Source organism: Streptomyces angustmyceticus, from assembly GCF_019933235.1.
Classification (GTDB): Bacteria; Actinomycetota; Actinomycetes; order Streptomycetales; family Streptomycetaceae; genus Streptomyces; species Streptomyces angustmyceticus.
Map to the genome: position 1 here is coordinate 6,603,933 of NZ_CP082945.1, position 23,606 is coordinate 6,627,538.

At 74.0% G+C, this 23,606-nt stretch carries 19 protein-coding genes and 5 tRNA genes; 15 read left to right on the forward strand and 9 right to left on the reverse strand.

What is annotated here, in order from left to right; translation table 11 throughout:
* Positions 1-208 precede the first annotated feature (208 nt).
* Positions 209-2,179, forward strand: coding sequence for a bifunctional metallophosphatase/5'-nucleotidase (locus K7396_RS29475; protein ID WP_086720377.1), 1,971 nt, complete (start codon positions 209-211; stop codon positions 2,177-2,179).
* A 70-nt stretch (positions 2,180-2,249) separates the two neighbouring features.
* Here K7396_RS29475 and K7396_RS29480 read toward each other — a convergent pair whose 3' ends face one another.
* A complete protein-coding gene (locus tag K7396_RS29480) occupies positions 2,250-2,918 on the reverse strand; it encodes a lysophospholipid acyltransferase family protein (protein WP_086720378.1) in 669 nt (222 codons plus the stop codon).
* A 307-nt stretch (positions 2,919-3,225) separates the two neighbouring features.
* Here K7396_RS29480 and K7396_RS29485 point away from each other — a divergent pair, with 307 nt between their 5' ends.
* Complete coding sequence (locus K7396_RS29485; RefSeq protein ID WP_086720379.1) at positions 3,226-4,362, forward strand: glycerophosphodiester phosphodiesterase; 1,137 nt, start codon at positions 3,226-3,228, stop codon at positions 4,360-4,362.
* Between the two features lie 309 nt (positions 4,363-4,671).
* A complete protein-coding gene (locus K7396_RS29490; protein WP_086720380.1) occupies positions 4,672-5,220 on the forward strand; it encodes a GNAT family N-acetyltransferase in 549 nt (182 codons plus the stop codon).
* A 97-nt stretch (positions 5,221-5,317) separates the two neighbouring features.
* Here the strand turns inward: K7396_RS29490 and K7396_RS29495 are convergent, their stop codons facing one another.
* Positions 5,318-5,776 carry a hypothetical protein gene (locus tag K7396_RS29495; protein WP_086720381.1) on the reverse strand — a complete coding sequence of 153 codons (459 nt, stop codon included), beginning with the start codon at positions 5,774-5,776 and terminating at the stop codon, positions 5,318-5,320.
* Positions 5,769-6,137: a hypothetical protein gene (locus tag K7396_RS29500; RefSeq protein ID WP_086720382.1), complete on the reverse strand. Its 369-nt coding sequence runs from the start codon at positions 6,135-6,137 to the stop codon at positions 5,769-5,771. The genes K7396_RS29495 and K7396_RS29500 overlap by 8 nt, the downstream gene beginning before the upstream one ends.
* A gap of 117 nt (positions 6,138-6,254) precedes the next feature.
* Between K7396_RS29500 and K7396_RS29505 the strand changes: the two genes are divergently transcribed.
* The 9 genes from K7396_RS29505 to K7396_RS29550 all read left to right on the forward strand — a co-directional run bounded on the left by K7396_RS29505 (position 6,255) and on the right by K7396_RS29550 (position 19,094).
* Positions 6,255-6,902: an HAD family hydrolase gene (locus K7396_RS29505; RefSeq protein ID WP_086720383.1), complete on the forward strand. Its 648-nt coding sequence runs from the start codon at positions 6,255-6,257 to the stop codon at positions 6,900-6,902.
* Between the two features lie 381 nt (positions 6,903-7,283).
* Positions 7,284-8,360, forward strand: a complete 1,077-nt coding sequence (locus tag K7396_RS29510; RefSeq protein WP_086720384.1) for a methionine ABC transporter ATP-binding protein — start codon at positions 7,284-7,286, stop codon at positions 8,358-8,360.
* Complete coding sequence (locus K7396_RS29515) at positions 8,357-9,091, forward strand: methionine ABC transporter permease (protein WP_086720385.1); 735 nt, start codon at positions 8,357-8,359, stop codon at positions 9,089-9,091. Before K7396_RS29510 ends, K7396_RS29515 begins: the two co-directional genes overlap by 4 nt.
* 99 nt (positions 9,092-9,190) lie before the next feature.
* Positions 9,191-10,048, forward strand: a complete 858-nt coding sequence (locus tag K7396_RS29520) for a MetQ/NlpA family ABC transporter substrate-binding protein (protein WP_086720386.1) — start codon at positions 9,191-9,193, stop codon at positions 10,046-10,048.
* A 285-nt stretch (positions 10,049-10,333) separates the two neighbouring features.
* A complete protein-coding gene (locus K7396_RS29530) occupies positions 10,334-10,969 on the forward strand; it encodes a GNAT family N-acetyltransferase (RefSeq protein ID WP_086720387.1) in 636 nt (211 codons plus the stop codon).
* A 176-nt stretch (positions 10,970-11,145) separates the two neighbouring features.
* Entirely contained in the window at positions 11,146-12,366 is a 1,221-nt protein-coding gene (gene cbiE / locus K7396_RS29535; RefSeq protein ID WP_086720388.1) for a precorrin-6y C5,15-methyltransferase (decarboxylating) subunit CbiE, read from the forward strand.
* A gap of 236 nt (positions 12,367-12,602) precedes the next feature.
* Positions 12,603-16,826, forward strand: coding sequence for a nicotinate-nucleotide--dimethylbenzimidazole phosphoribosyltransferase (gene cobT, locus K7396_RS29540; RefSeq protein ID WP_152105108.1), 4,224 nt, complete (start codon positions 12,603-12,605; stop codon positions 16,824-16,826).
* A 160-nt stretch (positions 16,827-16,986) separates the two neighbouring features.
* The gene (gene cobA, locus K7396_RS29545) at positions 16,987-18,225 is read left to right on the forward strand and encodes a uroporphyrinogen-III C-methyltransferase (RefSeq protein WP_086721730.1); all 1,239 of its coding nucleotides are present in this window, start codon (positions 16,987-16,989) and stop codon (positions 18,223-18,225) included.
* Positions 18,226-18,278: 53 nt separating this feature from the next.
* A complete protein-coding gene (locus K7396_RS29550) occupies positions 18,279-19,094 on the forward strand; it encodes a TrmH family RNA methyltransferase (RefSeq protein ID WP_086721729.1) in 816 nt (271 codons plus the stop codon).
* A 187-nt stretch (positions 19,095-19,281) separates the two neighbouring features.
* On the opposite strand, the gene K7396_RS29555 is transcribed toward K7396_RS29550, so the two are convergent.
* Positions 19,282-20,634, reverse strand: coding sequence for a serine/threonine-protein kinase (locus tag K7396_RS29555; RefSeq protein ID WP_152105107.1), 1,353 nt, complete (start codon positions 20,632-20,634; stop codon positions 19,282-19,284).
* Between the two features lie 610 nt (positions 20,635-21,244).
* Here K7396_RS29555 and K7396_RS29560 point away from each other — a divergent pair.
* The 3 genes from K7396_RS29560 (at position 21,245) to K7396_RS29570 (ending at position 23,042) form a co-directional block, all read left to right on the forward strand.
* Positions 21,245-21,454, forward strand: a complete 210-nt coding sequence (locus K7396_RS29560) for a hypothetical protein (RefSeq protein ID WP_152105106.1) — start codon at positions 21,245-21,247, stop codon at positions 21,452-21,454.
* A 222-nt stretch (positions 21,455-21,676) separates the two neighbouring features.
* Entirely contained in the window at positions 21,677-22,690 is a 1,014-nt protein-coding gene (locus K7396_RS29565; RefSeq protein ID WP_152105105.1) for a phosphotransferase family protein, read from the forward strand.
* 73 nt (positions 22,691-22,763) lie between these two features.
* The gene (locus tag K7396_RS29570) at positions 22,764-23,042 is read left to right on the forward strand and encodes a TFIIB-type zinc ribbon-containing protein (RefSeq protein ID WP_152105104.1); all 279 of its coding nucleotides are present in this window, start codon (positions 22,764-22,766) and stop codon (positions 23,040-23,042) included.
* A 75-nt stretch (positions 23,043-23,117) separates the two neighbouring features.
* Here the strand turns inward: K7396_RS29570 and K7396_RS29575 are convergent.
* The 5 genes from K7396_RS29575 to K7396_RS29595 form a co-directional block, all read right to left on the reverse strand.
* Positions 23,118-23,189 (reverse strand) — tRNA-Val (locus K7396_RS29575).
* A gap of 34 nt (positions 23,190-23,223) precedes the next feature.
* A tRNA-Val gene (locus tag K7396_RS29580) sits at positions 23,224-23,295 on the reverse strand.
* Between the two features lie 31 nt (positions 23,296-23,326).
* Positions 23,327-23,398, reverse strand: a tRNA-Val gene (locus K7396_RS29585).
* Between the two features lies 1 nt (position 23,399).
* A tRNA-Cys gene (locus tag K7396_RS29590) sits at positions 23,400-23,473 on the reverse strand.
* A 35-nt stretch (positions 23,474-23,508) separates the two neighbouring features.
* A tRNA-Gly gene (locus K7396_RS29595) sits at positions 23,509-23,581 on the reverse strand.
* Positions 23,582-23,606: the final 25 nt, after the last annotated feature.

Here is a 23,606-nt window from a genome sequence, read left to right on the forward strand (position 1 = left end):
TCCGCCGGACGGCGGGCCCTGACCGCCCCCCAGGGCGTGTCTGGTGGATCGGGGTGCCCCGCACCCGCCATGATCCACGGGACACGCCCTGGGGGCGACTGTCCCTCGCCCGTTCACGCCCGGTACGTGTGCTGGTGACCGGCCGTCCCGTGCGGCCCGTTTGACTCTCCCGTCGTCCCCCTACGGACGGCCACAGGAGAGTGACGCAGTGCGCGACATCGGACGACGCTCCTTCTTCACCGCCGCGGGGGCCCTCGCCACCGCGAGCGCCATCGGCAGCAACGCCTACGCCACCGGCCACGCCCGCGACGCGGCCACCGCCGACGAATACGTCGACGTCCAGCTCCTCAACATCACCGATCTGCACGGCTATCTGCAGGGTGCCCCGGGCGCCAACTCCGTCATCACCGGCGCCGGCGGCAAGAAGTACACCGTGGGCGGCGTCGCCTATATGGCCGCCCACCTGGAACGGCTCAGAGACGGCCGCGACAACTCGCTGTTCTTCGCCCCCGGCGACCTCTTCTCCGGCTGGGAGTTCGACGCCTCCTCCTTCGCCGACGAGCCCACCATCGAGGCGCTCAACGCCATGGGCCTGGACTTCGCCTCGGCCGGCAACCACGAGTTCGACAAGTCGGCGACCTTCCTGACCTCGCACATGGGCGACGGCGACGCCTATCCGGTCGTCGGCCGGGACGACGACTTCAAGGACTCCACCGGACGCCGCTTCGAGGGCGCGAAGTTCCCCTACTACAGCGCCAACATGGTCTGGAACGCGACCGGCGAGACCGTACTGGCGCCGTACAACATCGAGTACGTGAACGCCGGCCGCGGCCGCCGGCTGGCGATCGGCTTCATCCACCTGACCGCGATCGGCACCGAGTCCTTCCCCGGCTCCTACCAGCCGGGGCTGCGCACCCTGGACGAGCTGGAGACCGCCAACCGCTGCGCCGCCGAACTCAAGTCGCGCGGCGTCCACGCGATCGTGCTCAGCATGCACGACGGCGCTGTGGCCGGCAGCGACTTCAACAGCGGCAAGAACCCCTCGGGGCCCGCCTACGAACTGGCGCTGCGGGCCTCGCCCGACATCGACGCCATCGTCACCGGCCACTGGCACTGCGCCTTCACCATGATGCTGCCCGACCCCAACGGCGACCCGCGCCCCTTCGTCGAGGCGGGCTGCTACGGCCAGCTCATCAACGAGATCAACCTGCGCCTCGACCCGGACACCGGAGCGGTGGTCCGGGAGCTGACCACCTCCACCAACCACCCCAACACCCGCGATGTGACGCCGGACAAGGAGCTGCGCGAGATCGCCGGCTACTGGGCCGACTACGCCTCCCGGCGCGCCCGCAGCAAGATCGGCACCCAGACCGCCTCCTTCACCCGGCGGCGCAACGCGCTGGGGGAGTCCACCATGGGCAACCTCGTCGCCGACTGGGCCCTGTGGGCGGGCCGGCAGCCGCACGGCCCGATGGACGACCCCGCCGACCACCCCAACACCCCCGCCGACCTCGCCGTGATCGCGGTCGCGCCGCGCGTCGGCCAGGCCGTGATCGCCGGCGACCTGATCCGCGACCAGGAGACGGACGGCACCGTCACCTTCGCGCAGGCCTGGAACTCCGTGGGCTTCGGCGACCCGATCCTGACCGTCACCGTCACCGGCCGGCAGATCCACGACGCCCTGGAGGAGCAGTGGGCGCCGATCGCCGGCGGCGGCCTCGGCTTCTCCCCGCTGGCCGTCTCCGGCAACGTCCGCTACACCTTCGACGCCGCGGGGCCGGTCGGCCGGCGGATCGACCCGGCCGACGTCTTCATCGACGGCCGCGCGCTCAGCCTCACCCGCAGCTACCGCCTCGCCGCCCCCTCGTACACCCTCATCAACCAGGACGGCTTCAGCGCCTTCACCGGCTTCACCGCACCGGTCCGGCACACCCGCGACTTCGAGAGCTTCATCGCCTACGTCCGCACCGAGAAGCAGCTGAAGCCCGCCCCGTTGGACCGGGTGCGGGCCAAGAACGCGGGGGTGCCCGGCGCCCGGACCGGAACCGTCACCCAGCGCCGGCAGCTCCTGCGGGCCGGGAGCGCCCTGGTGCCGCGGCCCGAGGTGGCGCTGCGCACGGCGCTGACCGGCGGCGCCGAGGGCCAGCGCGCGCCCGGCGGATTCCGGGTGCCCTGCTGACCGCACCGGCACACGACGCGGGCCCCGTCCGGAGAGCGGACGGGGCCCGTGGCGTAGGGAGCGGGTGCGGTCAGGCGGCCCTGGCCTTGGTGGCGTAGATGTCGACGTACTCCTGGCCGGACAGCTCCATGACGTCGCTCATCACCTCGTCGGTGACGGCGCGCAGCACATAGCGGTCGCGGTCCATGCCGTCGTAGCGGGAGAAGTCCAGCGGCTCGCCGAAGCGCACCGTCACCGGCGCGATGTGCGGGCGGCCCTTGCCACCGGGCTGCACCTTGTCGGTGCCGATCATCGCGAACGGGACGACGGGGGCGCCGGTCATCAGGGTGAGCCGGGCGATGCCCGTACGGCCGCGGTAGAGGCGGCCGTCGGGGGAGCGGGTGCCCTCGGGGTAGATGCCGAAGACGCTGCCCTCCTCCAGTACCCGGCGGCCGGTCATCAGCGCGGCGACCCCGCCGTGCCCGCCGTCCCGGTCCACCGGGATCATGCCGGCGCTGGTGAAGAACCAGGCCATCAGCCGGCCCTTGACGCCCTTGCCGGTGACGTACTCGTCCTTGCCGATGAAGTACACCGGGCGCTTGACCACCAGGCTCAGGAACAGCGAGTCGATGAAGGTGACGTGATTGCCGGCCAGGATCACCGGTCCGGTCGCCGGAATGCGCTCCATGCCCTCCACCTTCGGGCGGTACAGGACACGCATGACGAATCCGAGAATCGCCTTCAGCACAATGCGGGACAACGGGCCCTCCGGGTCGCGACTGGTCAACGTCAAACGGGCGCAGAACTCTGCAGCCCAGGACAATACTCGCGGGTCACTCCCGCTCGCACGTCGGGTTCACGAGGTCGATACGCACAGTTGACCCGCGGTTGACGTGTGTTACCACCATGTTCCCCCCTGTGTCGGCGGCCGTCTCCCCGGCATGACCCGTCCGTGCTTACGATCGGCCCGGTTCCGTGGGCCGGTGTGCAACACGCCTGACCGCACACCGGAAAACACCCGGAAGCACCCGGAACACACCGATACACCTCGGACAAGGAGCGTGGGCATGCACAAGTGGCAGCAGCCGGGACGACGGACGGTGCTGGGGGCCGCGGCCCTCGGCGCGGGAGCGGCGGTCTTCGGCGCGGCGGGCCAGGCGAGCGCCCGCACGCGCGACGGCGTGCCCAGGGAACTGCCGGTCCCGCTGATCGTCGGCCACCGCGGCGCCAGCGGCTACCGCCCCGAGCACACCTTCGGCTCCTACCAACTCGCCCTCGACATGGGCGCGGACGTCATCGAGCAGGACCTCGTCCCCACCAAGGACGGGCACCTGGTCTGCCGTCACGAGAACGACATCACCGCCACCACCGACGTCTCCGCGCACCCCGAGTTCGCGGACCGCAAGACCACCAAGACCGTCGACGGCACCAAGCTGACCGGCTGGTTCACCGAGGACTTCACGCTCGCGGAGCTCAAGACGCTGCGCGCCAAGGAGCGCATACCGGGCACCCGTCAGCACAACACCCTCTACGACGGTGTGTGGGAGGTGCCGACGTTCGAGGAGGTCCTCCAGTGGGCCGAGCGCGAGGGCCGCAAGCGGGGCCGCCCCGTCTGGCTGCACATCGAGACCAAGCACCCCACCTACTTCCGGGGGCTCGGCCTCGGCCTGGAGGAGCGGCTGGCGAAGGCTCTGCGGGCGCACGGCCGGCACCGCAAGCACTCGCCGAACTTCCTGCAGTCCTTCGAACCCAGCAGCATCCAGCGCCTGGGCAAGCTCGTCGACTGCCCCAAGGTCGTCCTGCTGGGCACGCTCAAGGACCGCCCCTGGGACTTCACCGCGTCCGGTGACCCGCGCACCGTCGCCGACCTGGTCAAGCCCGACGGGCTGAAGTGGCTCGCCGGCTTCGCCCAGGGCATCGGCCCGGACCTGACCGTGATCATCCCGCGGACCGCCGACGGCAAGCTCGGCGAGCCCAGCTCCGTGGTCGAGGACGCGCACGCCGCCGGACTGGTGCTGCACCCGTACACGGTCCGCAACGAGAACACCTTCCTGCCGACCGACTTCCGGCGCGGCAGCGACCCGAACGCCTACGGCGACTCCCTCCGCTTCTTCAAGGCGCTCCTGGGCACCGGCATCGACGGCCTGTTCTCCGACAACCCCGACACCGCGCTGCTGGCGGCCGCGGAGTTCCGCAAGCGCTGACCGGCCGTGCCCGGCCCGGCCGGGACGGCGGACGGGCCGGCGCCGGCTCCCCGCGTTCTCATCTGAGTTGGGAATGTCACAGGAGAGCCGGGTGCCGGTCCGTTCCGTCCGCCGTGTCCGCCCGCGCAGAATGCTCGCGGCGGAGATTGCCGCTGCCACATACCGGGGATCCCGGAAGGAGCAGTGTCAGCCACGCCATGACGGCGACGGGTACCCCACGGCGCCGTCCGTCAGGGCACATCGTTCCGGGCGCACCCCTCTCACCCTCGGCGCCCGGACCCGCGAACCGAATAGGGGAGGCATACGCGCATGGGCACGAGCGTGACCATCTCTGCGGCGACCGACCAGGACGCCGAGCAGATCCTCAAACTCCAGTTCCTCTGCTACCAGCAGGAAGCCGCGCTGTACGACGACTACGGCATCGAGCCGCTGACCCAGACGCTGCAGGCGCTGCGCGCCGAACTGGGCGAGGGCTGCGTCGTGGTGGCCAGGCTCGGCGCGGAGGTGGTGGGGTCCGTGCGCGGCACGGTCGACGAGGACGGCACCGCGCGGATCGCCAAGCTCATCGTGCATCCGCGGATGCAGCGGCACGGCCTGGGCGGACGGCTGCTCGACGCGGTCGAGGAGCGGCTGGCGAGGGAGCGGTCGGCGACCCGCTGCCGGCTGTTCACCGGCCACCGCAGCGAGGGCAACCTGCGGCTGTACCGCAGCCGCGGCTATGTGCCCGTGGGCACCGAGCAGCGCACGCCGCGGCTCAGCGTGGTGACGCTGGAGAAGGAGCTTCCCGTCGGGGCCGGGGCCGGGGCCGCGGCGGCACCGCAGGCGCCGAGCCGGGGGGAGTTCGCCGCCCAGGCGTGAGGCCGCCGGGAGCGAAGCCGCCGGGGCGTGCGGCCGCCGGGGCGTGAAAAAAGGGGAGGGCGGGCCGCACGGGTCCGTCCTCCCCTTTCGCCTCCGCTCAGCCGGCGGGCCGCTCCGTACGCGCCCGGCGCAGCCACATCAGCCCGGTGACGGGCAGGATGACCGGGATGAAGAGGTAGCCCATGCCGTAGTCGGACCAGACCGTGGCGTCGGGGAACGCGGAGGGGTCGAGCAGCGTCCAGGTGCCGATGCCGAGCACCCCGAGCAGCTCCAGCGCGCAGCAGGCGAGCGCGGCCCGGCGGGCGCCCTCGCCGCCGCGCACCAGCGAGAAGGTGATGAACCCGTAGACGACCGCGGAGAGCGCCGACAGGACGTAGGCCAGCGGGGCCCGGTCGAACTGGGCGAGGAGCTGGTAGAGGGAGCGGGACGCGGCCGCGACGGTGAAGACGCCGTAGAGCGTGACCAGCAGGCGCCCCGGGCCGGTGCCCAGGGAACGCCTCGCCGGTGCGGTGGCCGCGGGGCCGTCCCCCGCCGTGGTCGCCGTGGTCTCAGGCACTGCCGCCTCCCCAGATGTCGAACAGCCGTACTTCCAGCACGGCCAGCACCACGGCGCCCGCCGCGACGGTGGCCGACCCCCAGCGGGTGCGCTCCGAGAGCGACATGAACCCGGTCGCCGGGACACAGGCCGCCGCCCCGAGCAGATACGCCACGAAGAGCGCGGTGCCCTTGTCCGGCGACTCTCCGCGCGACAACTGCACGACGGCGACGACCAGTTGGACGAGGCCGAGGACCGACACCAGCGCCATGCCGATGAAGTGCCAGTCCTTGGTGGGCTGGTCGCGGAAGGCGGCGAGGCCGCACCACGCGGCCAGCGCGAGAGCGGTCACCGCGACCGCGATCGTCAGCGCGTCGATCACCGGGACCTCCGGGCCGCACGGCTGCGCACGAGGGGGTTGTGGGGCATGAGGCGATGCTAATCGGCTCCGGGCGGGCGGCCGCCGTCGGCCCCGCCGTGCCCCGTACGCTCGGGCAGTATGAAGATCACCGCTGATGCGCTCCTGTTCGACAACGACGGCACTCTGATCTCCTCCCTGGAGTCCGTCCGGCGCTGCTGGACCCGGTGGGCGACGGAGTACGGCATCACCGAGCAGGACTTCGCCCGGATCCAGACGCACGGCCGCCCGGCGGCGGAGATCATCGCCGATCTGCTGCCCGCGGACCGGGTGCCCGGGGCGGTGGCCCGGATCGAGCAGCTGGAGGTCGAGGACGCCGCCGGGGGAGTCGCGGCGCTGCCCGGCACTCTCGCCCTGCTGGAGAGCCTGCCCGCCGAGCGGTGGGCCGTGGTGACCTCGGCGAGCCGGCGGCTGGCCGAGGCCCGGCTCGACGAGGCCGGCATCCGCGCCAAGACCCTGATAGCCGCCGATGACATCAGCCGGGGCAAGCCCGACCCGGAGCCGTTCCTGCTCGCGGCCGAGCGGCTCGGGGCGGACCCGGCCCGCTGCGTGGTCTTCGAGGACGCGCCGGCCGGGCTGACGGCGGGCCGCGCGGCCGGGATGGTGACCGTGGCGTTGACCACAACGCACCGGGCCGACGAGCTGTCGGCGGACGCCGTCGTCGGTACGCTCGCGGACGTGTCGGCCCAGGCCACGGACGGATCGGTGGAGATCACCCTCGCGCCGTGAGGCGCTGTCCACGGATCGATCAAGCCTGTCCGCCATCCGGACTGGCTTGATCGGGCCGTACCGCTGTCTGGTTTACTTGCCGCCATGACCACGACGAGCAACCGCACCCCTGCGACCGAGGCGTACCTGACGCCCGGTGCTCGTTGCATGTGTCGAATGTGTGACCGCTGAGGGCCCCCGCCTGAGCCTCGCGCCCCGAAGCGAGACCCTGCCATGTGCCGTACGCCGTCCTCCCGGCGCCCACGGCCGCCCCGCGTCACCGGAACCCGGAGCCGGGCCCCGCGCCCGCCGCCGCTCCCCGTTCCCCTCTGCCGCACTCGCAAGAATGCCCCGTGCCCGGCGGGCGAGCCGCCGAGCACTCGACAGTGACGGAATTCCCTAGTGATCACCACAACGGGCCTGACCAAGGTCTACCGTTCAGGAGACCGCGAAGTCACCGCCCTGGACGGCGTCGATCTGCACGTCCGCGAGGGCGAGGTGTACGGCGTCATCGGCCAGAGCGGCGCCGGCAAGTCCACCCTCATCCGCTGCCTCAACCTCCTGGAGCGCCCCACCTCCGGCACGGTCACCGTCGCCGGCCAGGAGCTGACGTCCCTCGCCGGGCGCGGCAAGCGCGCCAGTGCCCCGCTGCGCGCCGCCCGCAGCCACATCGGCATGGTCTTCCAGCACTTCAACCTGCTGTCCTCGCGCACCGTCCAGGACAACGTGGAGCTGCCGCTGGAGATCCTCAAGGTCGACCGCCGCGAGCGCTCCCGCAAGGCGCTGGAACTGCTGGACCTGGTCGGCCTCGCCGACAAGGCCAAGGCCTACCCCGCCCAGCTCTCCGGCGGCCAGAAGCAGCGCGTCGGCATCGCCCGCGCGCTGGCCGGCGACCCCAAGGTGCTGCTCTCCGACGAGGCCACCAGCGCCCTGGACCCGGAGACCACCCGCTCCATCCTCCAGCTGCTGCGCGACCTCAACCGCAAGCTCGGCCTGACCATCGTGCTGATCACGCACGAGATGGACGTGGTCAAGTCGATCTGCGACTCGGCCGCGCTGATGAAGAACGGCCGGGTCGTCGAGCAGGGCACCGTCGCCGAGCTGCTCGCCACCCCCGGCTCCGAGCTGGCCAGGGAGCTGTTCCCGGTCGGCGGCGAGCCCTCGGCCGACGACCGCACCGTCGTCGACATCACCTTCCACGGCTCGGCCGCCACCCGCCCGGTGATCTCCGAGCTGTCGCGGACCTACAACGTCGACATCTCCATCCTCGGCGCCGCCATGGACACCGTCGGCGGCAAGCAGGTCGGCCGGATGCGCATCGAGCTGCCCGGCCCCTTCGAGGAGAACGTCGTGCCCATCGGCTTCCTGCGCGAGCAGGGACTGCAGGTGGACGTGGCCGATGTCGCCGGCCAAGCCGCCGACCACGCGCTGAGTTCCGCCCCGGCCGGCGCCCCGCTGGTGAAGGAAGGTGCCAAGTGACCTGGACCGAGATGCAGCCGCTGCTGTACGACAACACGCTCGACACCCTGTTCATGGTGTGGTGGTCGACGTTCTACGCGGTGCTCTTCGGCATCCCGGTCGGTGTGCTGCTGCACCTGACCCAGCGTGGCGCCGTCCTGCAGAACGTCGTGGTCAACAAGGTGCTCGGCGCGATCGCGAACATCGGCCGGTCCTTCCCGTTCCTGATCCTGATCGTGGTGCTGATCCCCTTCACCCGGCTCCTCGTCGGCGTCTCGATCGGCCCGACCGGCGCGGTGGTCCCGCTGGCCCTCGCCGCCATCCCGTTCTTCGCCCGGCTGGTGGAGGCCGCGCTGCGCGAGGTCGACGGCGGCCTGGTCGAGGCCGCCCACGCCATGGGCGGCGGCACCTGGACCATCGTCTTCAAGGTCCTCCTCCCGCAGGCGCTGCCCGCGCTGATCGCGGGCGTCACCACGCTCGTCATCCAGCTGATCGGCTACTCCGCGATCGCCGGCGCGGTCGGCGGCGGCGGCCTGGGCAACCTCGCCTACACCTACGGCTATCAGCAGTACGAGACCTCGCTGATGATCGCCACCGTGGTGGAGCTGATCCTCCTCGTCTCCCTCGTCCAGCTGCTCGGTGACCTCGTCGTCCGCCGGCTCGCCGGGCGCGGGACCCGTTCCTCCTCCCTGCGGGTCGGTCTGCGCCGCGCCCGTGCCGAGGAGCCCGCGGCCGTCACCGAGGCGGCCTGACCCACCCCGGAGCCACCGCTCCACCCCCGAGCCCGGACCCTTTGCCGGGCGGACACCGCACGTGAACCCCCGCGTGCGAACAAGAAAGAGGCACTCTTCGTGCGCAACACCCTCAAGATCTCCGTCGCCATAGCCGCCGCCTCCGCCGTCGCCCTCGGCGCGAGCGCCTGCAGCGCCCCCTCCGACACCACCGCCAGCAGCGACAAGGGCGACAAGAACGCCCCGCTCGTGGTCGCCGCGAGCCCCACGCCGCACGGCACCATCCTCGACTTCGTCAAGAACGAGCTGGCGGACAAGGCGGGCCTCAAGCTCGTCGTCAAGCCGTTCAACGACTACAAGATCCCGAACAAGGTCACCGACGACGGCCAGGTCGACGCCAACTTCTTCCAGCACAAGCCGTTCCTCGACACCTTCAACAAGGAGAACGGCACGCACATCGTGCCCGTGCAGAACGTGCTCATCGAGCCGCTCGGCGTCTACTCCAAGAAGATCGACAAGCTCTCCCAGCTCAAGTCCGGCAGCACCGTCTCGGTGCCCAACGACCCGTCCAACGAGGGCCGCGCGCTCAAGCTGCTCGCCGACAACGGTGTGATCACCCTCAAGCCCGGCGTCGGCTCCGACGCCAAGCTGACCGACGTCAAGGACGACAAGGGCATCAAGATCACGGAGCTGGAGGCCGCCCAGACCGCGCCGCGCATCGACGACGTCGACGCCGCGATCATCAACGGCAACTTCGCCATCGGCGCCCACCTCAAGCCCTCCACCGACGCGCTGGCCCTGGAGAAGGCGAAGGGCAACCCCTACGCCAACTTCCTCGCCGTCAAGAAGGGCAACGAGAACGACCCGCGGATCAAGAAGCTGGCCAAGCTCCTGAACTCCCCCGAGGTCAAGAAGTTCATCGAGGACAAGTACAAGGACGGCTCGGTCATCCCGGCCTTCGGCCCCGCCAAGAGCTGACGCCGCTCCCGTCCTGACGTTTTCCCCCGCCGCCCACTCCCCACCGGGGGTGGGCGGCGGGGGCGTACGGCCGCCCCTGCGCAGGTCACCGGAGGGTGCCCCGCCGGTCGCGCGGCCGACGGGCCCCGGACCCGCGCCGCGCGCGGCCGGGGTCCACGCGCGTGGCACACCCGCGGGCCGATGCTGCATGCTGGTGCACTCAAGACGGTCAAGACGGCCGTGACCTCGCGGTCTCACAGCCCGCGACGGTCCGGACACCACAGTCAACGGCGTGGGAGCAGCGGCATGACATCGACCTTTCCGGACATCTCCATCAGCACGGACCGGTTGGTGCTGCGCCCCTTCGAGGAGGCCGACGTACCGGCCCTCACCGCGATGATGAACGACGAGCTGATCGCCGCCTGGACCGCGATACCCCAGCCGTACCCCGAGGACGCCGCCCGCGCCTGGACCGACGAGAGCGCCCCCGCCGAGCGGGCCGCCGGCCGCGGCGTCGACTTCGCGGTCACCGAGTTCCTCACCCAGCGCCTGGTCGGCGTCGTCCAACTGCGCCACACCGACTGGCGGATCCGCTCCAGCGAGATGAGCTATGCCGTCGCCTCCTGGGCCCGCGGCGAGGGATACGCCTGCGAGGCCTCGCTCGCCGTCGCCCACTGGCTCTTCCGCGACCAGAAGTTCGAACGCATCGAGCTGCGCACCGCCGCCGACAACACCGCCGCCCAGCAGGTCGCCCAGAAGATCGGCTGCATCAGCGAGGGCGTGCTGCGCAACGCCTTCATCGCCCGCAGCCGCACCGAGGACGGCGGCTGGGCCGACATCCGCACCGATCTCATCGTCTGGAGCCTGCTGCCCGAGGACCTCGACGGCGTCCCCGGCCCGTCGGCGGACGCGAACGGATTCCCCTACCCCGGGTGGAACTGACCCGGGCCCGCGCTCCGGTCCCTTCCTCTCGGGGTACTCTCGCCCTGCCGCGCACCTGCGCGACCCGCGCGGTCCGGCGCACCCCGGCGGCACCCCACCGGCCTGCGGCCGCCCGCGGCCGCCCCGCCCGCCGACGCCGCGCGCGTCACCACTGCAGCCCCAGGAGACTGACGAGCATGGCCGACCGGGTCACGGTGATCGGATGGGACGGCTCCGCGCTGACCGCCGCCGCCCGCTCCGCCCTCGGCGCCGCCACCCTGGTGGCCGGCGCCGCCCACCACCTCGCCCTGCCCGAAGTCCCGCCGCACGCCGAGCGGATCCGGCTCGGCAGCGTGACCCTGGCCGCCCGCCGCATCGCCCAGCACCGCGGCACCGCCGTCGTGCTCGCCGACGGCGACCCCGGGTTCTTCGGCGTCGTACGCACCCTGCGGGCACCCGAGCACGGCCTGGAAGTCGAAGTGGTGCCCGCGGTCTCCTCCGTCGCCGCCGCCTTCGCGCGGGCCGGCATGCCCTGGGACGACGCCCAGGTCGTCGTCGCCCACAGCCGCGACCTGCGCCGCGCGGTGAACGTCTGCCGCGCCCACACCAAGGTCGCGGTGCTCACCTCGCCCGGCGCCGGGCCGGCCGAACTCGCCCTGCTGCTCGGGGGCGTCCACCGCACCTTCGTGATCTGCGAGGATCTGGGAACCGACCGTGAGCGGGTGACCGTCCTCACCTCGGACAAGGTGGCGGACCATGTCTGGCGTGACCCCAATGTCGTGATTGTCGTGGGCGGTTCGCCCGGCGGCGCCGCGGCCCAGGGGACCGGCTGGATCGCCGGCCGCGAGGTGGGCCATCCGGCCGGCCCGCGCGGCTGGGGACTTCCGGCCGGCGCCTACGGCGGCGCCCTGGGCGAGGGGGAGTCCGTCCAGCTGCGCACCGCCCAACTCGCCAGACTCGGACCGCAGGTGGGCGACCTGGTCTGGGACATCGGCACGGGCGGCGGAGCCGCCGCCGTGGAGGCCGCGCGCTTCGGCGCCGCCGTCATCGCGGTGGACGCCGACCCGGACGCCTGCGCACGCGCCACCGCCCTCGCCCGCCGCCACGGCGTCCAACTCCAGGCCGTCCACGGACGGGCGCCGCAGATCCTGGAGGACCTGCCCGAGCCCGACGTGATCCGGGTCGGCGCCGGGGGAGCGGAGGTGCTGACCGCCTGCGCGGCCCGCCGCCCCGAACGGATCGTCACCCACGCCGCCACCCGCGACGAGGCCGAGGCGCTGGGCCGGGCGCTGGCCGACGGCGGCTACGACGTCGAGTGCGCGTTGCTGCAGTCCGTGGACCTGGACACCTCCGCCTGGGTCGAACGCGAGCGGTCCGTGGTGTTTTTGCTCAGCGGATATCGCGTTTCTCACCCATGACCAGCACGGCAACCCGCGCGAGGTAGGCTGGCGGATCGTTGCGCCGCCGTTCCGCATTCGGCTTCGTACGCCAATATCCGGAAAATGCCGTGGTTTTGGCCGAATATGAAGCTCTGGAGAGCGGACGTGCCGCGAGGCGTGCTCGCTCGTTCTAGCTATCGGGGCGTCGGCGCGCCCCGGTCGAGCGCGTCGCACGAGCGGTTGGAAGGAGCACTACCAATGGGCGAGGGGTACGCATGACCGACACCGGCCAGGTCCCGGGCGAGGGGCAGCCGGAGAACGCAGGCGGACATCCCGGGCAGCCGCAGCCGGCGGCCGCTCCCTCCCCTGCCGACGCCGGACCGACGGAGCTGCCGGGCCTGGTGCCCCCGCCCGGCGCATACCCCTACGTCGACCAGGCCGACGGCGTCGCCGAGGACGACGATCTGCTGCTGATGCCGGGCGCCCAGGGCGCCTGGAGCGAGCAGCCGGCCCCCCAGCCGCTCCCGCAGCCGCAGGAGACCCACCCGGGCCAGTACCCCCAGCAGGCCGCGCCGTTCGACGCCGCAGCCCAGGCCGCCACCGGCTTCGAGCCGATGCCCGCCCCGGCCGGCGACCACGAGAGCGGCGGCCGGGACTCCGGTTCCGTCGACCTCAGCGCCGTCCGGATCCCGCAGCCCGCCGCACCGCAGCAGCAGAGCCGCGCCGCCGCGCCCGCCACCCCCCAGCGCCGACCGCTGCACATGGGTCCGCCCGTCCCCGACCCGACCGGCGGAGTGGTCCGTTCGCTCGCCGACCGCGGACCGGCCGACGCGCCCGCCCAGCCCGCCGCGCGGCACGCCGGACCGCCCACCGGCGGACCCGAGTACTTCGACGCCCCGGCCGGCGGCCCCCAGGCCGCGGCCGGCGAGCAGCAGCCCGGCGCGGGCCTGCCGTACACCGAGCAGCCCTACGGCGAGGCGCCCGCGGCGGAGCAGACCTTCCCGGCGCCGTCGTACGGCCAGCAGCCCTACGGCGAGCAGAACTACGGCGGGCAGCTGTCCGCCGAGCAGACCTACGGGGCCGCGGGCCAGGGCCCGTTGCCCGGCCCGCAGCTCGGCGAGATCCCGTCGCAGGTGCCGTCGTGGGACGAGGCGGCCGCCCAGGCCGCGGCCGCGGCCCCGCTTGCAGAAACGGTCGCCCCCGAGGCACCCGCCGCCCCTGCCGCCGAGGCGGCGCCCGTCCTGCCGGACCCGGCGCAGCCCGCCGAAGCGCTGCCTGCCGAGGCGCAGCCCGCCGAGGCGCTGCCCGTCGAGCACCCCCAGCCGATGCCGCTGCCGCCCGAGGGCGTGGCGGAGGCCGGTGACGCCGCGGCCGTCGCGGCAGCCACCGAGGCCGGTCAGGACGCGCCGGGCGAAGCCGCGGCAGCGACGCCCGAGCAGCCGCAGGACGTGGCCGCGGACGCCCTGCCGGACGCGGCCGAGGCCGGTCAGGACGGAGCGGCCGAGGCTGTCGGGACGGCCGAGCCCGCCGAGACGGTCGAGCCGGCTGCCGCGGCCGAGGCGGAAGCGGTTGTGCCGGACGCCCCGGTGGCGGATGCCGCCGTGCCGGAGGCGCCCGTGGCGGAGGCGCCCGTGGCGGCCCAGCAGCCCGAGGCGGTCGCCGCCGAGGGCCCGCAGCAGCCCGTGGACCAGAGCCTGCCCGCCGAAGCCGAAGCCGAAGCCGAAGCCGAAGCCGACGCCGGAGCCGCGGCCGACCCGGAGGCACAGGCGCAGCCCGCCGACGCCCCGGCCCCCGTCGCGCCCGAAGCCGTCGGCCCGGCGGAGGAGTTCGCCCCCGCCCAGCCGGCCGACGCCCCCGCCGATCCGGCCCCGGCGGCGCAGGACGAACAGCCCGCCGACCAGGGACCGGACGCGGACCCGGCCCCCGCCGCCGACGAGGCCCCGCCGCAGCCCGAGGCCGCGGCGCCCGAGGCGGTCACGCCCGAGGCCGCCGCGCCGGAGTCCGCTGCTGCGGGCGCCGCGCCCGAGGCAGCCCCCGCCGCCGAGGCCGCTACGGACGCCCCCGTGGCCGAGCCCGCCGTCGACCCGGCGCCCGTCACCGCCCCCCAGGGCCCCGCCGAGCAGCCCGCCGACGAGACCGGTGCGCCCGTGGACCAGGCGGAATCGGAGCAGCCGGACACGGAGCAGACCGTCATAGAGCCGCCCGAGGCGCAGGAACCGGCCGCCGGACAGCCGCAGTCCGGTGCCCCCGTGGACGCCGCCGGGCAGCAGACCGCGGAGGCGCCCGCAGCGCAGGCCGCGCCGCAGGACGCGGACCCCGCCGTCGCGGAACAGCCCGCGGCGGACGGCCCCGACACCCCCGGTCGGCCGGACGACCCGGTGGCCGAAGCGACTCCGGACACCGCCCCCGCCGCGGAGCCGGCGACCGGCGAACCCGCGGACGCCGCCACGCCGGCGGACGCCGCGGAGCCCGCCGCTGACCCGGAGCCCGCGGCCCCCGAGGCCCCGGCCGCCGACGCCCCGCCCGTGGCCGTCCACATCCCGGCCCAGGCATCCGGCGAGCCGTCGTCCGTGGACGCCCCGGCCCCGCGCGCCGCGGCCGCCGAGCCCTCGACGGCCGGTCCCGCGCCCGACGCCCCCGCCGACGGGGCGCCCCACCAGCAGGACCTCGCCGAACTCGTCCAGCTCGGCGACGACCAGCCGCAGCCGGCCGGTGAGCGGTCCGACGACGGCGACCCCGACGCCTCCGACGCGGCCGAGGTGCCGTCCCCGGCCGTCGGGTACGACGACTCCGAGCGCGCCGCCGTGCACCGCGTGATGCGCGAGCGCCGTGACATCCGCAACGGCTTCCGCGGCGACCCCATCCCCAACGAAGTGCTGCTGCGCGTCCTGGAGGCGGCCCACACCGCCCCCAGCGTCGGCCACTCCCAGCCCTGGGACTTCGTGGTCATCCGCTCGGACGAGACCCGCGAGAAGATGCACCAGCTCGCCATGCGGCAGCGCGAGGCGTACGCCAAGTCGCTGCCCAAGGCGCGCGCCAAGCAGTTCCGCGAGCTGAAGATCGAGGCGATCCTCGAAACGCCGGTGAACATCGTCGTCACCGCCGACTCCACCCGTGGCGGCCGGCACACCCTCGGCCGCCACACCCAGCCGCAGATGGCCCCCTACTCCTCCGCGCTCGCCGTCGAGAACCTCTGGCTCGCCGCCCGCGCCGAGGGCCTGGGCGTCGGCTGGGTCAGCTTCTTCGACGAGCGGGAGATGGTCCGCGAACTGGACCTTCCCGAGCACCTCGAAGTCGTCGCGTACCTCTGCATCGGCTACGTCGACGAGTTCCCCGAGGAGCCCGAGCTGCTGCAGGCCGGCTGGTCCAAGCGCCGCCCGCTGTCGTGGGTCGTCCACGAGGAGACCTACGGCCGGCGCGCGCTGCCCGGCGAAAGCCCGCACGACCTGCTCCAGGAGACCCTGCAGGGCATCCGCCCGCTGGACGCCAAGGCGCTCGGCGAGGCCTGGGAGCGGCAGAAGCGGATGACCAAGCCCGCCGGGGCGCTCGGCATGCTGGAGATCATCTCCGCGCAGCTTTCCGGGCTGTCCCGCAAGTGCCCGCCGCCCATCCCGGAGCCCGCCGCCGTGGCGATCTTCGCCGGGGACCACGGCGTCCACGCCCAGGGCGTGACCCCCTGGCCCCAGGAGGTCACCGGCCAGATGGTCGCCAACTTCCTGGGCGGCGGCGCGGTCTGCAACGCCTTCGCCAACCAGGTCGGCGCCGAGGTCTGCGTCGTGGACGTCGGCGTCGCGAGCGACCTGCCCGCCACCCCGGGGCTGCTGCCCCGCAAGGTCCGCGCCGGCACCGACGACTTCACGGCCGGCCCGGCGATGACCCAGGAGGACGTGCTCAAGGCCATCGAGGTCGGCATCGACACCGCCCGCGACCTCGTCGCGGCCGGCAACAAGGCGCTGCTCACGGGCGAGATGGGCATCGCCAACACCACCACCTCCGCCGCGCTGATCGCCGTCTACACCGGCGTCGACCCGGTCGAGGTCACCGGCCGCGGCACCGGCATCAACGACGAGACCCACGCCCGCAAGGTCGATGTCGTCCGCCGCGCGCTGGAACTCCACCAGCCCGACCCGGCCGACCCCATCGGCGTCCTCGCCGCGGTCGGCGGCCTGGAACACGCCGCCCTCGTCGGACTGATCCTCGGCGGCGCCTCGCTGCGCACGCCGGTGATCCTCGACGGAGTCAGCGCCGGTGCCGCCGCCCTGGTCGCCCGCGCCATCGCCCCCGAGGCGCTGGCCGCCTGCATCGCGGGACACCGCAGCGCCGAGCCGGGCCATGTCGCGGCCCTCAACAAGCTGGGCCTGCGCCCGCTGGTCGACCTCGACCTGCGCCTCGGCGAGGGCACCGGCGCGCTGCTCGCGCTGCCCGTGGTGCAGAGCGCCGCCCGCGCCATGCACGAGGTCGCCACCTTCGACTCGGCCGGAGTGACCGAGAAGACCTGATCAGGCCCCACCTCCGCATGACCCCCGGCCCGCAGCCCCATAGGCTGTGGGCCGGGGCCGTACCACCGCCCCGGGCCGTCCCCCGCACCAGCCGCTCCAGAGCCGCAGCGGCTGCGCCGGCCGCCGAACCCGCAGCATCCGCACAAGGAGCCCTACCGCCATGGCCGATCACGCCGCCGAACACGCCGCCTACCCCGTCGGACTGCGGCTGTCCGGCCGCCGGGTGGTCGTCCTGGGCGCCGGACAGGTCGCCCAGCGCCGGCTCCCGTCCCTCGTCGCCGCGGGGGCCGACGTCCTGCTGATCTCCCCGTCCGCCACCCCGTCCGTCGAGGCGATGGCCGACGCCGGCGAGGTCCGCTGGGAGCGCCGCCGTTACCGGCACGGCGACCTCGACGGCGCCTGGTACGCCCTGATCTCCACCGACGACCCGGAGGCCAACACCGCCGCGTCCCAGGAGGCCGAGGACCGCCGGGTGTGGTGCGTACGCTCCGACGACGCCGAGGCGGCCACCGCCTGGACCCCGGCCACCGGCCGCAGCGAGGGCGTCACCGTCGCCGTGCTCACCGGCCGCGACCCGCGCCGCTCCGCCGCCGTGCGCGACGCCATCGTCGAGGGCCTGCGCGACGGCAGCCTCGCCGCCCCGCACCACCGCCGCCCGCACACCCCGGGCGTGGCGCTGGTCGGCGGCGGTCCCGGCGACCCCGACCTGATCACCGTCCGCGGCCGCCGGCTGCTGGCCGAGGCCGACGTCGTGATCGCCGACCGGCTCGGCCCCCGCGACCTGCTCGCCGAACTCCCGCCGCATGTCGAGGTCATCGACGCCGCAAAGATCCCCTACGGGCGGTTCATGGCCCAGGAGGCCATCAACAACGCGCTGATCGAGCACGCGAAGGCCGGCAAGGCCGTGGTCCGGCTCAAGGGCGGTGACCCGTTCGTCTTCGGCCGCGGCATGGAGGAGGCCCAGGCGCTCGCCGAGGCCGGCATCCCCTGCACCGTCGTCCCCGGCATCTCCAGCACCATCTCGGTGCCCGGCGCCGCCGGCATCCCCGTCACCCACCGCGGCGTCGCCCACGAGTTCACCGTCGTCAGCGGCCATGTCGCCCCCGACGACGCGCGCTCGCTGGTCGACTGGCCGTCGCTCGCCAAGCTGCGCGGCACCCTCGTGGTCCTGATGGGTGTCGAGAACAGCGGCGCCATCGCCGCCAAGCTGATCGAGCACGGCCGCCCCGCCGGCACCCCCGCCGCCGTCATCCAGGAGGGGACCACCGCCGCCCAGCGCCGGGTCGACGCCACCCTCGCCACGCTCGGCGAGACCGTACGGGCCGAGGGCGTCCGCCCGCCGGCCGTCATCGTCATCGGCGACGTCGTCGCCGTCGCGGCCGCGCCCACCCACACGTAACCGATCCCGTACGCGGTATGTGATCCCCGACTCCGACAAGGCACTCTCTCCCCGTGGCAGAAATCATCACCGTCGACGACCCGGACGACCCGCGGCTGGCCGACTACACCGGCCTGACCGACGTCGAACTGCGGCGCCGGCGCGAGCCCGCGGAAGGGCTCTTCATCGCCGAGGGCGAGAAGGTCATCCGGCGGGCCCGGCACGCCGGCTACGCGATGCGCTCCATGCTCCTCTCGGCCAAGTGGGTCGACGTCATGCGCGATGTGATCGACGAAGTCCCGGCACCGGTCTACGCCGTCAGCCCCGCCCTCGCCGAGCGGGTGACGGGCTATCACGTGCACCGCGGCGCGCTGGCCTCCATGCAGCGCAAGCCGCTGCCGGACGCCACCGAACTCCTCGCCGGCGCCCGGCGCATCGTCGTCATGGAAGCGGTCAACGACCACACCAACATCGGTGCGATCTTCCGCAGCGCGGCGGCGCTGGGCATGGACGCGGTGCTGCTCTCCCCGGACTGTGCCGACCCGCTCTACCGCCGCTCGGTGAAGGTCTCGATGGGCGCGGTCTTCTCGGTGCCGTACGCCCGCCTGGAGAGCTGGCCCCGGGACCTGGCCGCCGTACGGGAAGCGGGCTTCAAGCTGCTCGCCCTCACCCCGGCCGAGCGGGCCACCGGCATCGACGAGGCCGCGGTGCACACCCTGGAGCGCGCCGCGCTGATGCTGGGCGCCGAGGGCGGCGGCCTGAGCACCGGCGCCCTGCGGGCCGCCGATGAATGGGTCCGCATCCCGATGGCGCACGGCGTGGACTCGCTCAACGTCGGAGCGGCCGCCGCGGTGGCGTTCTACGCGGTGGCGGCGGGCCGCCGGGCGTAGGCCGCGTCCCGCGCGCGCCCCGGCATAGGCCCCGCCCCGCGCCCCGGCGCAGGACCCGTCCCGCGCCCCGGCGCAGGATCGCTCTCCGCACCCCGCCGAAGACCCGTTCCCGCCCCGCGAGCGCCTCCCTGACGGGAATACCACCCCACCCCACCGAGTTGAGGCTCCGCAGGGGGCCTCCCCACCCCTAAGGGTTCTGTTCCCCCACCCCGTAGGGCATGCCCACCGCCGCGGCGGAGGCGTCCGGCACCGAGTGCGGCACGCCCAGCCCATGGGCGGCCGGCCCCTGGCACCCCTGGGCGGCCGCGATACCGAGCGCCACCAGCAGCGTCACCACCACGAACACGATGACGCGCTGGCGCAGCAGCCGGCGGTCGGGGCCCGGCCGGCGCCCGCCCGACGTCGTCCGCACCGGGGTGCGCGTGCCGCTGCGGCCGGGCGGCCCGGCACCCGGTACCCGCCGCGCCGTGCGCCCGCCGGGCCGCCGGGGGTTGCGCCCCGCCGCCGAGGCCGGGCCGGACGGCCGTGCGTTCCGCGGCGCCGGGGGCCGGGACGGGTGCGGACGCGGCGCGGAGGCGCCGGCCGTCCCCCGCTCGGTGCGCTGGCGCGCGTACTCCTCGGCCCGCTGCCCGGTCGGCCGGTCCGTGGGACGGCGCTCCCCGCGCTCCCAACCGGCCCCGGCACCGGCTCCGTTCTCCAGCAGCCCGCCCGACGGGCCGTGCGCCTCGCGGGCCGCGATCTCCTTGAGGCGCAGCGACAGCGACAGGGTGCTGGGGCGGTCCGCCGGATCCTTGGCCAGGCACGAGGCGAGCAGCGGCGCCAAGGCGTCCGGCACCCCGGCGAGCTGTGCCTCCTCGTGGACCACGCGGTAGAGCATGACCTCCGAACTTCCCTGCCCGAAGGGGGAGTCCGCGGTACAGGCGTAGGCGAGGGTGGCGCCCAGCGCGAAGATGTCCGTCGCCGGTGTCACCGCGGCCCCGCGCACCTGCTCCGGCGCCAGGAAGCCCGGCGAGCCGACGGCCGTGCCGACGTGGGTCAGGGTGCTGGCGCCGGTCGCCCAGGCGATACCGAAGTCGATGATCCGCGGGCCCTTGGGCGACAGCAGGATGTTGGACGGCTTCAGGTCGCGGTGCACCACGCCCGCGTCATGGACGGCCAGCAGGCCCTCGGAGAGCGCGGCGCCGACCGAGGCGACCTGCGCGGGCGACAGCGGGCCCTCTTCGTTGACCTTGTCGTGCAGCGAGGGCCCCGGGACGTACTGGGTGGCGAACCAGGGGCGGTCCGCGTCGAGATCGGCCGCGACCAGCCGGGCCGTACAGCCGCCGCGGATCCGCCGGGCGGCCGAGACCTCCCGCGCGAACCGGGAGCGGAACTCCTGATCCTCCGCCAGGTCCGGGCGGATCACCTTGAGGGCCACCCGCTGCCCGCGCTTGTCCGAGCCGAGGTAGACCACGCCCATCCCGCCCGCGCCGAGCCGGCGGTGCAGCCGGAACGTCCCGACGACACGCGGGTCCTCGCGTCGGAGCCGCATCATCGCCATGTCCGTCCCCTACCTGCGGTGGGGAGCCCCCTCCGCTGCCAACCGTCTGACGTGGCACAGCTTACGGATTGACGGCTCGCTGTGCTGAGAGGCCGCGCATGCGTCGGCGGCCGGATTGCCGGTGGCGGGGTGCGATGCCCCGGGCGCGGGAGGAAAATCCGGCCGCCGGGCGTCCCGCCGTCCCCTAGGGGTTCCAATGATCCGCCGCAGAAGGGGGATTGACGGGATGAAGGGGGATCCGGTCGCTTTGGCGCCGGATGCCCGGGATACGGCCAAGGGGCGGAAAGCGGGGGTGGACGGGGCCGCCCGAAGGGGCGGGACCGCGGGGCACGGGGGAGCGCCCGACGTGAGCGAGGTCACCCTCAGGAGTGCGCGGGCCGGGGAGGCGCGACGGTCCCCCGTGGGGGAGACCCCCCAGGAGCCGGAGGCGCTCTCCACCCAGGGGAGTACACGGGGCGCGGACCCCTCATCCTCCCGGAGGCCGACCAATCGGTACGACGGCATGACGCCCGCCGCCCGCCGCATGCCTACTGTGGTTACCAGCGGCGGGCGCAGCACTCGTCCCCCGAGGTCAGACGCCCGCCGCCCCAGTCACGACGGGAGCGGGAAGATGACGGAGACCTCAGGGCGGACGGCCCTTCGGGCGCAGGGGCGGCGAGCCGCCGCGGCGCTCGGCGGCCGGCAGCCCTCCGGCACCCGCCATCCCCTTGTCGCAGTGGCCATCGTGCTGCCGCTGGCGAGCGTTCTCACCGTGGTCTTCGGCGGCTGGGAGGCCGTCGTCACACAGGCGTCGTCCGTGGTCGGAATGCTGGGGCGCTGAGCGGCGCCCCGGTCCCGGGAGAGCGGCCCGGGACGGGACCTCCGGCGGAATACCCCGTGGGGACGGGGGTGCGGCGGACGGCACGAGGGCCGGGCATCTGGGGAGATGCCCGGCCATCGGGCTTTCCCGGCCCGCCCGCGGCGCGCGTACGATCCCTCGGGGCCGCCCGCGGCCCGCACACCGTTCACGGCGCGACCGGCCCGCGCAGGACTCGGGGGAACGATGACCACCGCACTCCTCGCCCGCCTGGCCGCCCTCTCCGCGTCCCTGGACGGGCCGGACGCCCCGGCCGCCGCCCCCGAGGTGCTCGCCGACCGCCCCGACGGCACCGTCGTCCGCAGCGGTCCCACCGTCGCCAAGGCGCACGCCCCCGACGCCGACCCCGAGGCCCTGGCCGCCCGGCTCCGGATCGCCGCCCACCCCCTCCTGCGCGGCATCCTGCTGCCTCCGCTCCCGGTCACCGCCCCCGACGGCCTCCTCGCCCTCGCCGACGACGGCCGCGCCCTCACCCGCTGGCCCTACGGCGGCCCGGTCCCGCCCGACGACCCGGACGCGGTGCCCTGGGAGGACGCCGCCCGCCTGCTGTCCCGCCTGCACGCCGTCGACCCGCGCCAACTGCCCGGCCCCGTACCGCCGATGCGCGGCCCCGCCAAGGCCGCCCGCGCCCTGGCCCGTCTGCGCGCCGCCCTGGCCCCCGCCGGCGGCCCGCCGTCCGCACCCCGGCCCGGCACCGGACCGCTGCCCGCGGCGGCAGCCGCCGTCGAGCGGGCCTGGGCCCTGCTGCCGCTCTGGGCCCGGGACGCCGCCCCACCGCCGCACACCGCCACCCTCTGCCACGGCGACCTGCACCTGGGCCAGCTCGTCCGCCACCCGGCCGCCGGCGGCCCCTGGCTCCTCATCGACATCGACGACCTCGGCACGGGCTGCGCCGCCTGGGACCTGGCCCGCCCCGCCGCATGGTTCGCCACCGGCCTGCTCGCCCCGGACCTCTGGACCCGCTTCCTCGCCGCCTACCGCGCCGCCGGCGGCCCCGCCGTCCGGCCCTCCGGCGACCCCTGGCCCGAGCTGGAGGTCCCGGCCCGCGCCCTGACCGTGCAGACCGCCGCGCTCGCCGTCGCCAAGGCCGCCACCGCCGGGCGGCCGCTGGACGAGGTCGAGGAGGCGGTCGTCGGCGCCTGCGCCCGGATGACGTCCCTGCCGGACCAGTTGGCGCCCGCCCGCCCGGACGTAGGGTGAACCCCTCGCCGCCGGGAGGCCGTTCCGGCGGCGCCCCGCCGCACCGTGACGGACGACAGGAGCTGAGCCGACGATGCAGTGCCCCAAGTGCCATGCGCCGATGCACACCTACCAACGCAACGGCGTCCAGATAGAACAGTGCGCCGGCTGCCGGGGGATCTTCCTGGACTACGGGGAGCTGGAGGCGCTGACCCGTCTCGAGTCGCAGTGGTCCCAGCAGGCTCCGCCGCCCGCCCCGCAGGCATACCCCGCCGCCCCCGCCTGGGGAGCCCCGCACCAGGGCCACCACGGCCACCATGGGCACCACGGTCATCACCACCGCGGCTTCGGCCACATGCTCTTCTCGTCCTGACGGCGCGCGTCCCGGACAACGACCGGGACAACGACCGAGGGCCGGAGCGATCGCTCCGGCCCCCGGTACCAGGTGTGGACGATACTGGGATTGAACCAGTGACCTCTTCCGTGTCAGGGAAGCGCTCTCCCGCTGAGCTAATCGTCCTCGGGACCGCGGATCACAAAGATCAGCGGCTGCGTGCGCGATACTGGGATTGAACCAGTGACCTCTTCCGTGTCAGGGAAGCGCTCTCCCGCTGAGCTAATCGCGCGGGTCGGACACCCCGTTTCCGGGGGATCCAGTGGACGATACTGGGATTGAACCAGTGACCTCTTCCGTGTCAGGGAAGCGCTCTCCCGCTGAGCTAATCGTCCTTGGAGGTGGAGACGGGATTTGAACCCGTGTAGACGGCTTTGCAGGCCGTTGCCTCGCCTCTCGGCCACTCCACCAGGAGTGAGGGGGTTCGGGAAGATCCCCCACATCGAGCGGACGACGAGACTCGAACTCGCGACATCCACCTTGGCAAGGTGGTGCTCTACCAACTGAGCTACGTCCGCAGGTGTCTCTCCCAGACTACGTCCG

Coding starts and splice junctions, on each gene's coding strand:
- K7396_RS29485 (WP_086720379.1), top strand. CDS start 3,226: ATGCACAAGTGGCAGCAGCCGGGACGACGGACGGTGCTGGGGGCCGCG.
- K7396_RS29565 (WP_152105105.1), top strand. CDS start 21,677: ATGACCACCGCACTCCTCGCCCGCCTGGCCGCCCTCTCCGCGTCCCTG.
- cbiE (WP_086720388.1), top strand. CDS start 11,146: ATGGCCGACCGGGTCACGGTGATCGGATGGGACGGCTCCGCGCTGACC.
- K7396_RS29555 (WP_152105107.1), bottom strand. CDS start 20,634: ATGGCGATGATGCGGCTCCGACGCGAGGACCCGCGTGTCGTCGGGACG.
- cobT (WP_152105108.1), top strand. CDS start 12,603: ATGACCGACACCGGCCAGGTCCCGGGCGAGGGGCAGCCGGAGAACGCA.
- K7396_RS29570 (WP_152105104.1), top strand. CDS start 22,764: ATGCAGTGCCCCAAGTGCCATGCGCCGATGCACACCTACCAACGCAAC.
- K7396_RS29505 (WP_086720383.1), top strand. CDS start 6,255: ATGAAGATCACCGCTGATGCGCTCCTGTTCGACAACGACGGCACTCTG.
- K7396_RS29530 (WP_086720387.1), top strand. CDS start 10,334: ATGACATCGACCTTTCCGGACATCTCCATCAGCACGGACCGGTTGGTG.
- K7396_RS29560 (WP_152105106.1), top strand. CDS start 21,245: ATGACGGAGACCTCAGGGCGGACGGCCCTTCGGGCGCAGGGGCGGCGA.
- cobA (WP_086721730.1), top strand. CDS start 16,987: ATGGCCGATCACGCCGCCGAACACGCCGCCTACCCCGTCGGACTGCGG.
- K7396_RS29490 (WP_086720380.1), top strand. CDS start 4,672: ATGGGCACGAGCGTGACCATCTCTGCGGCGACCGACCAGGACGCCGAG.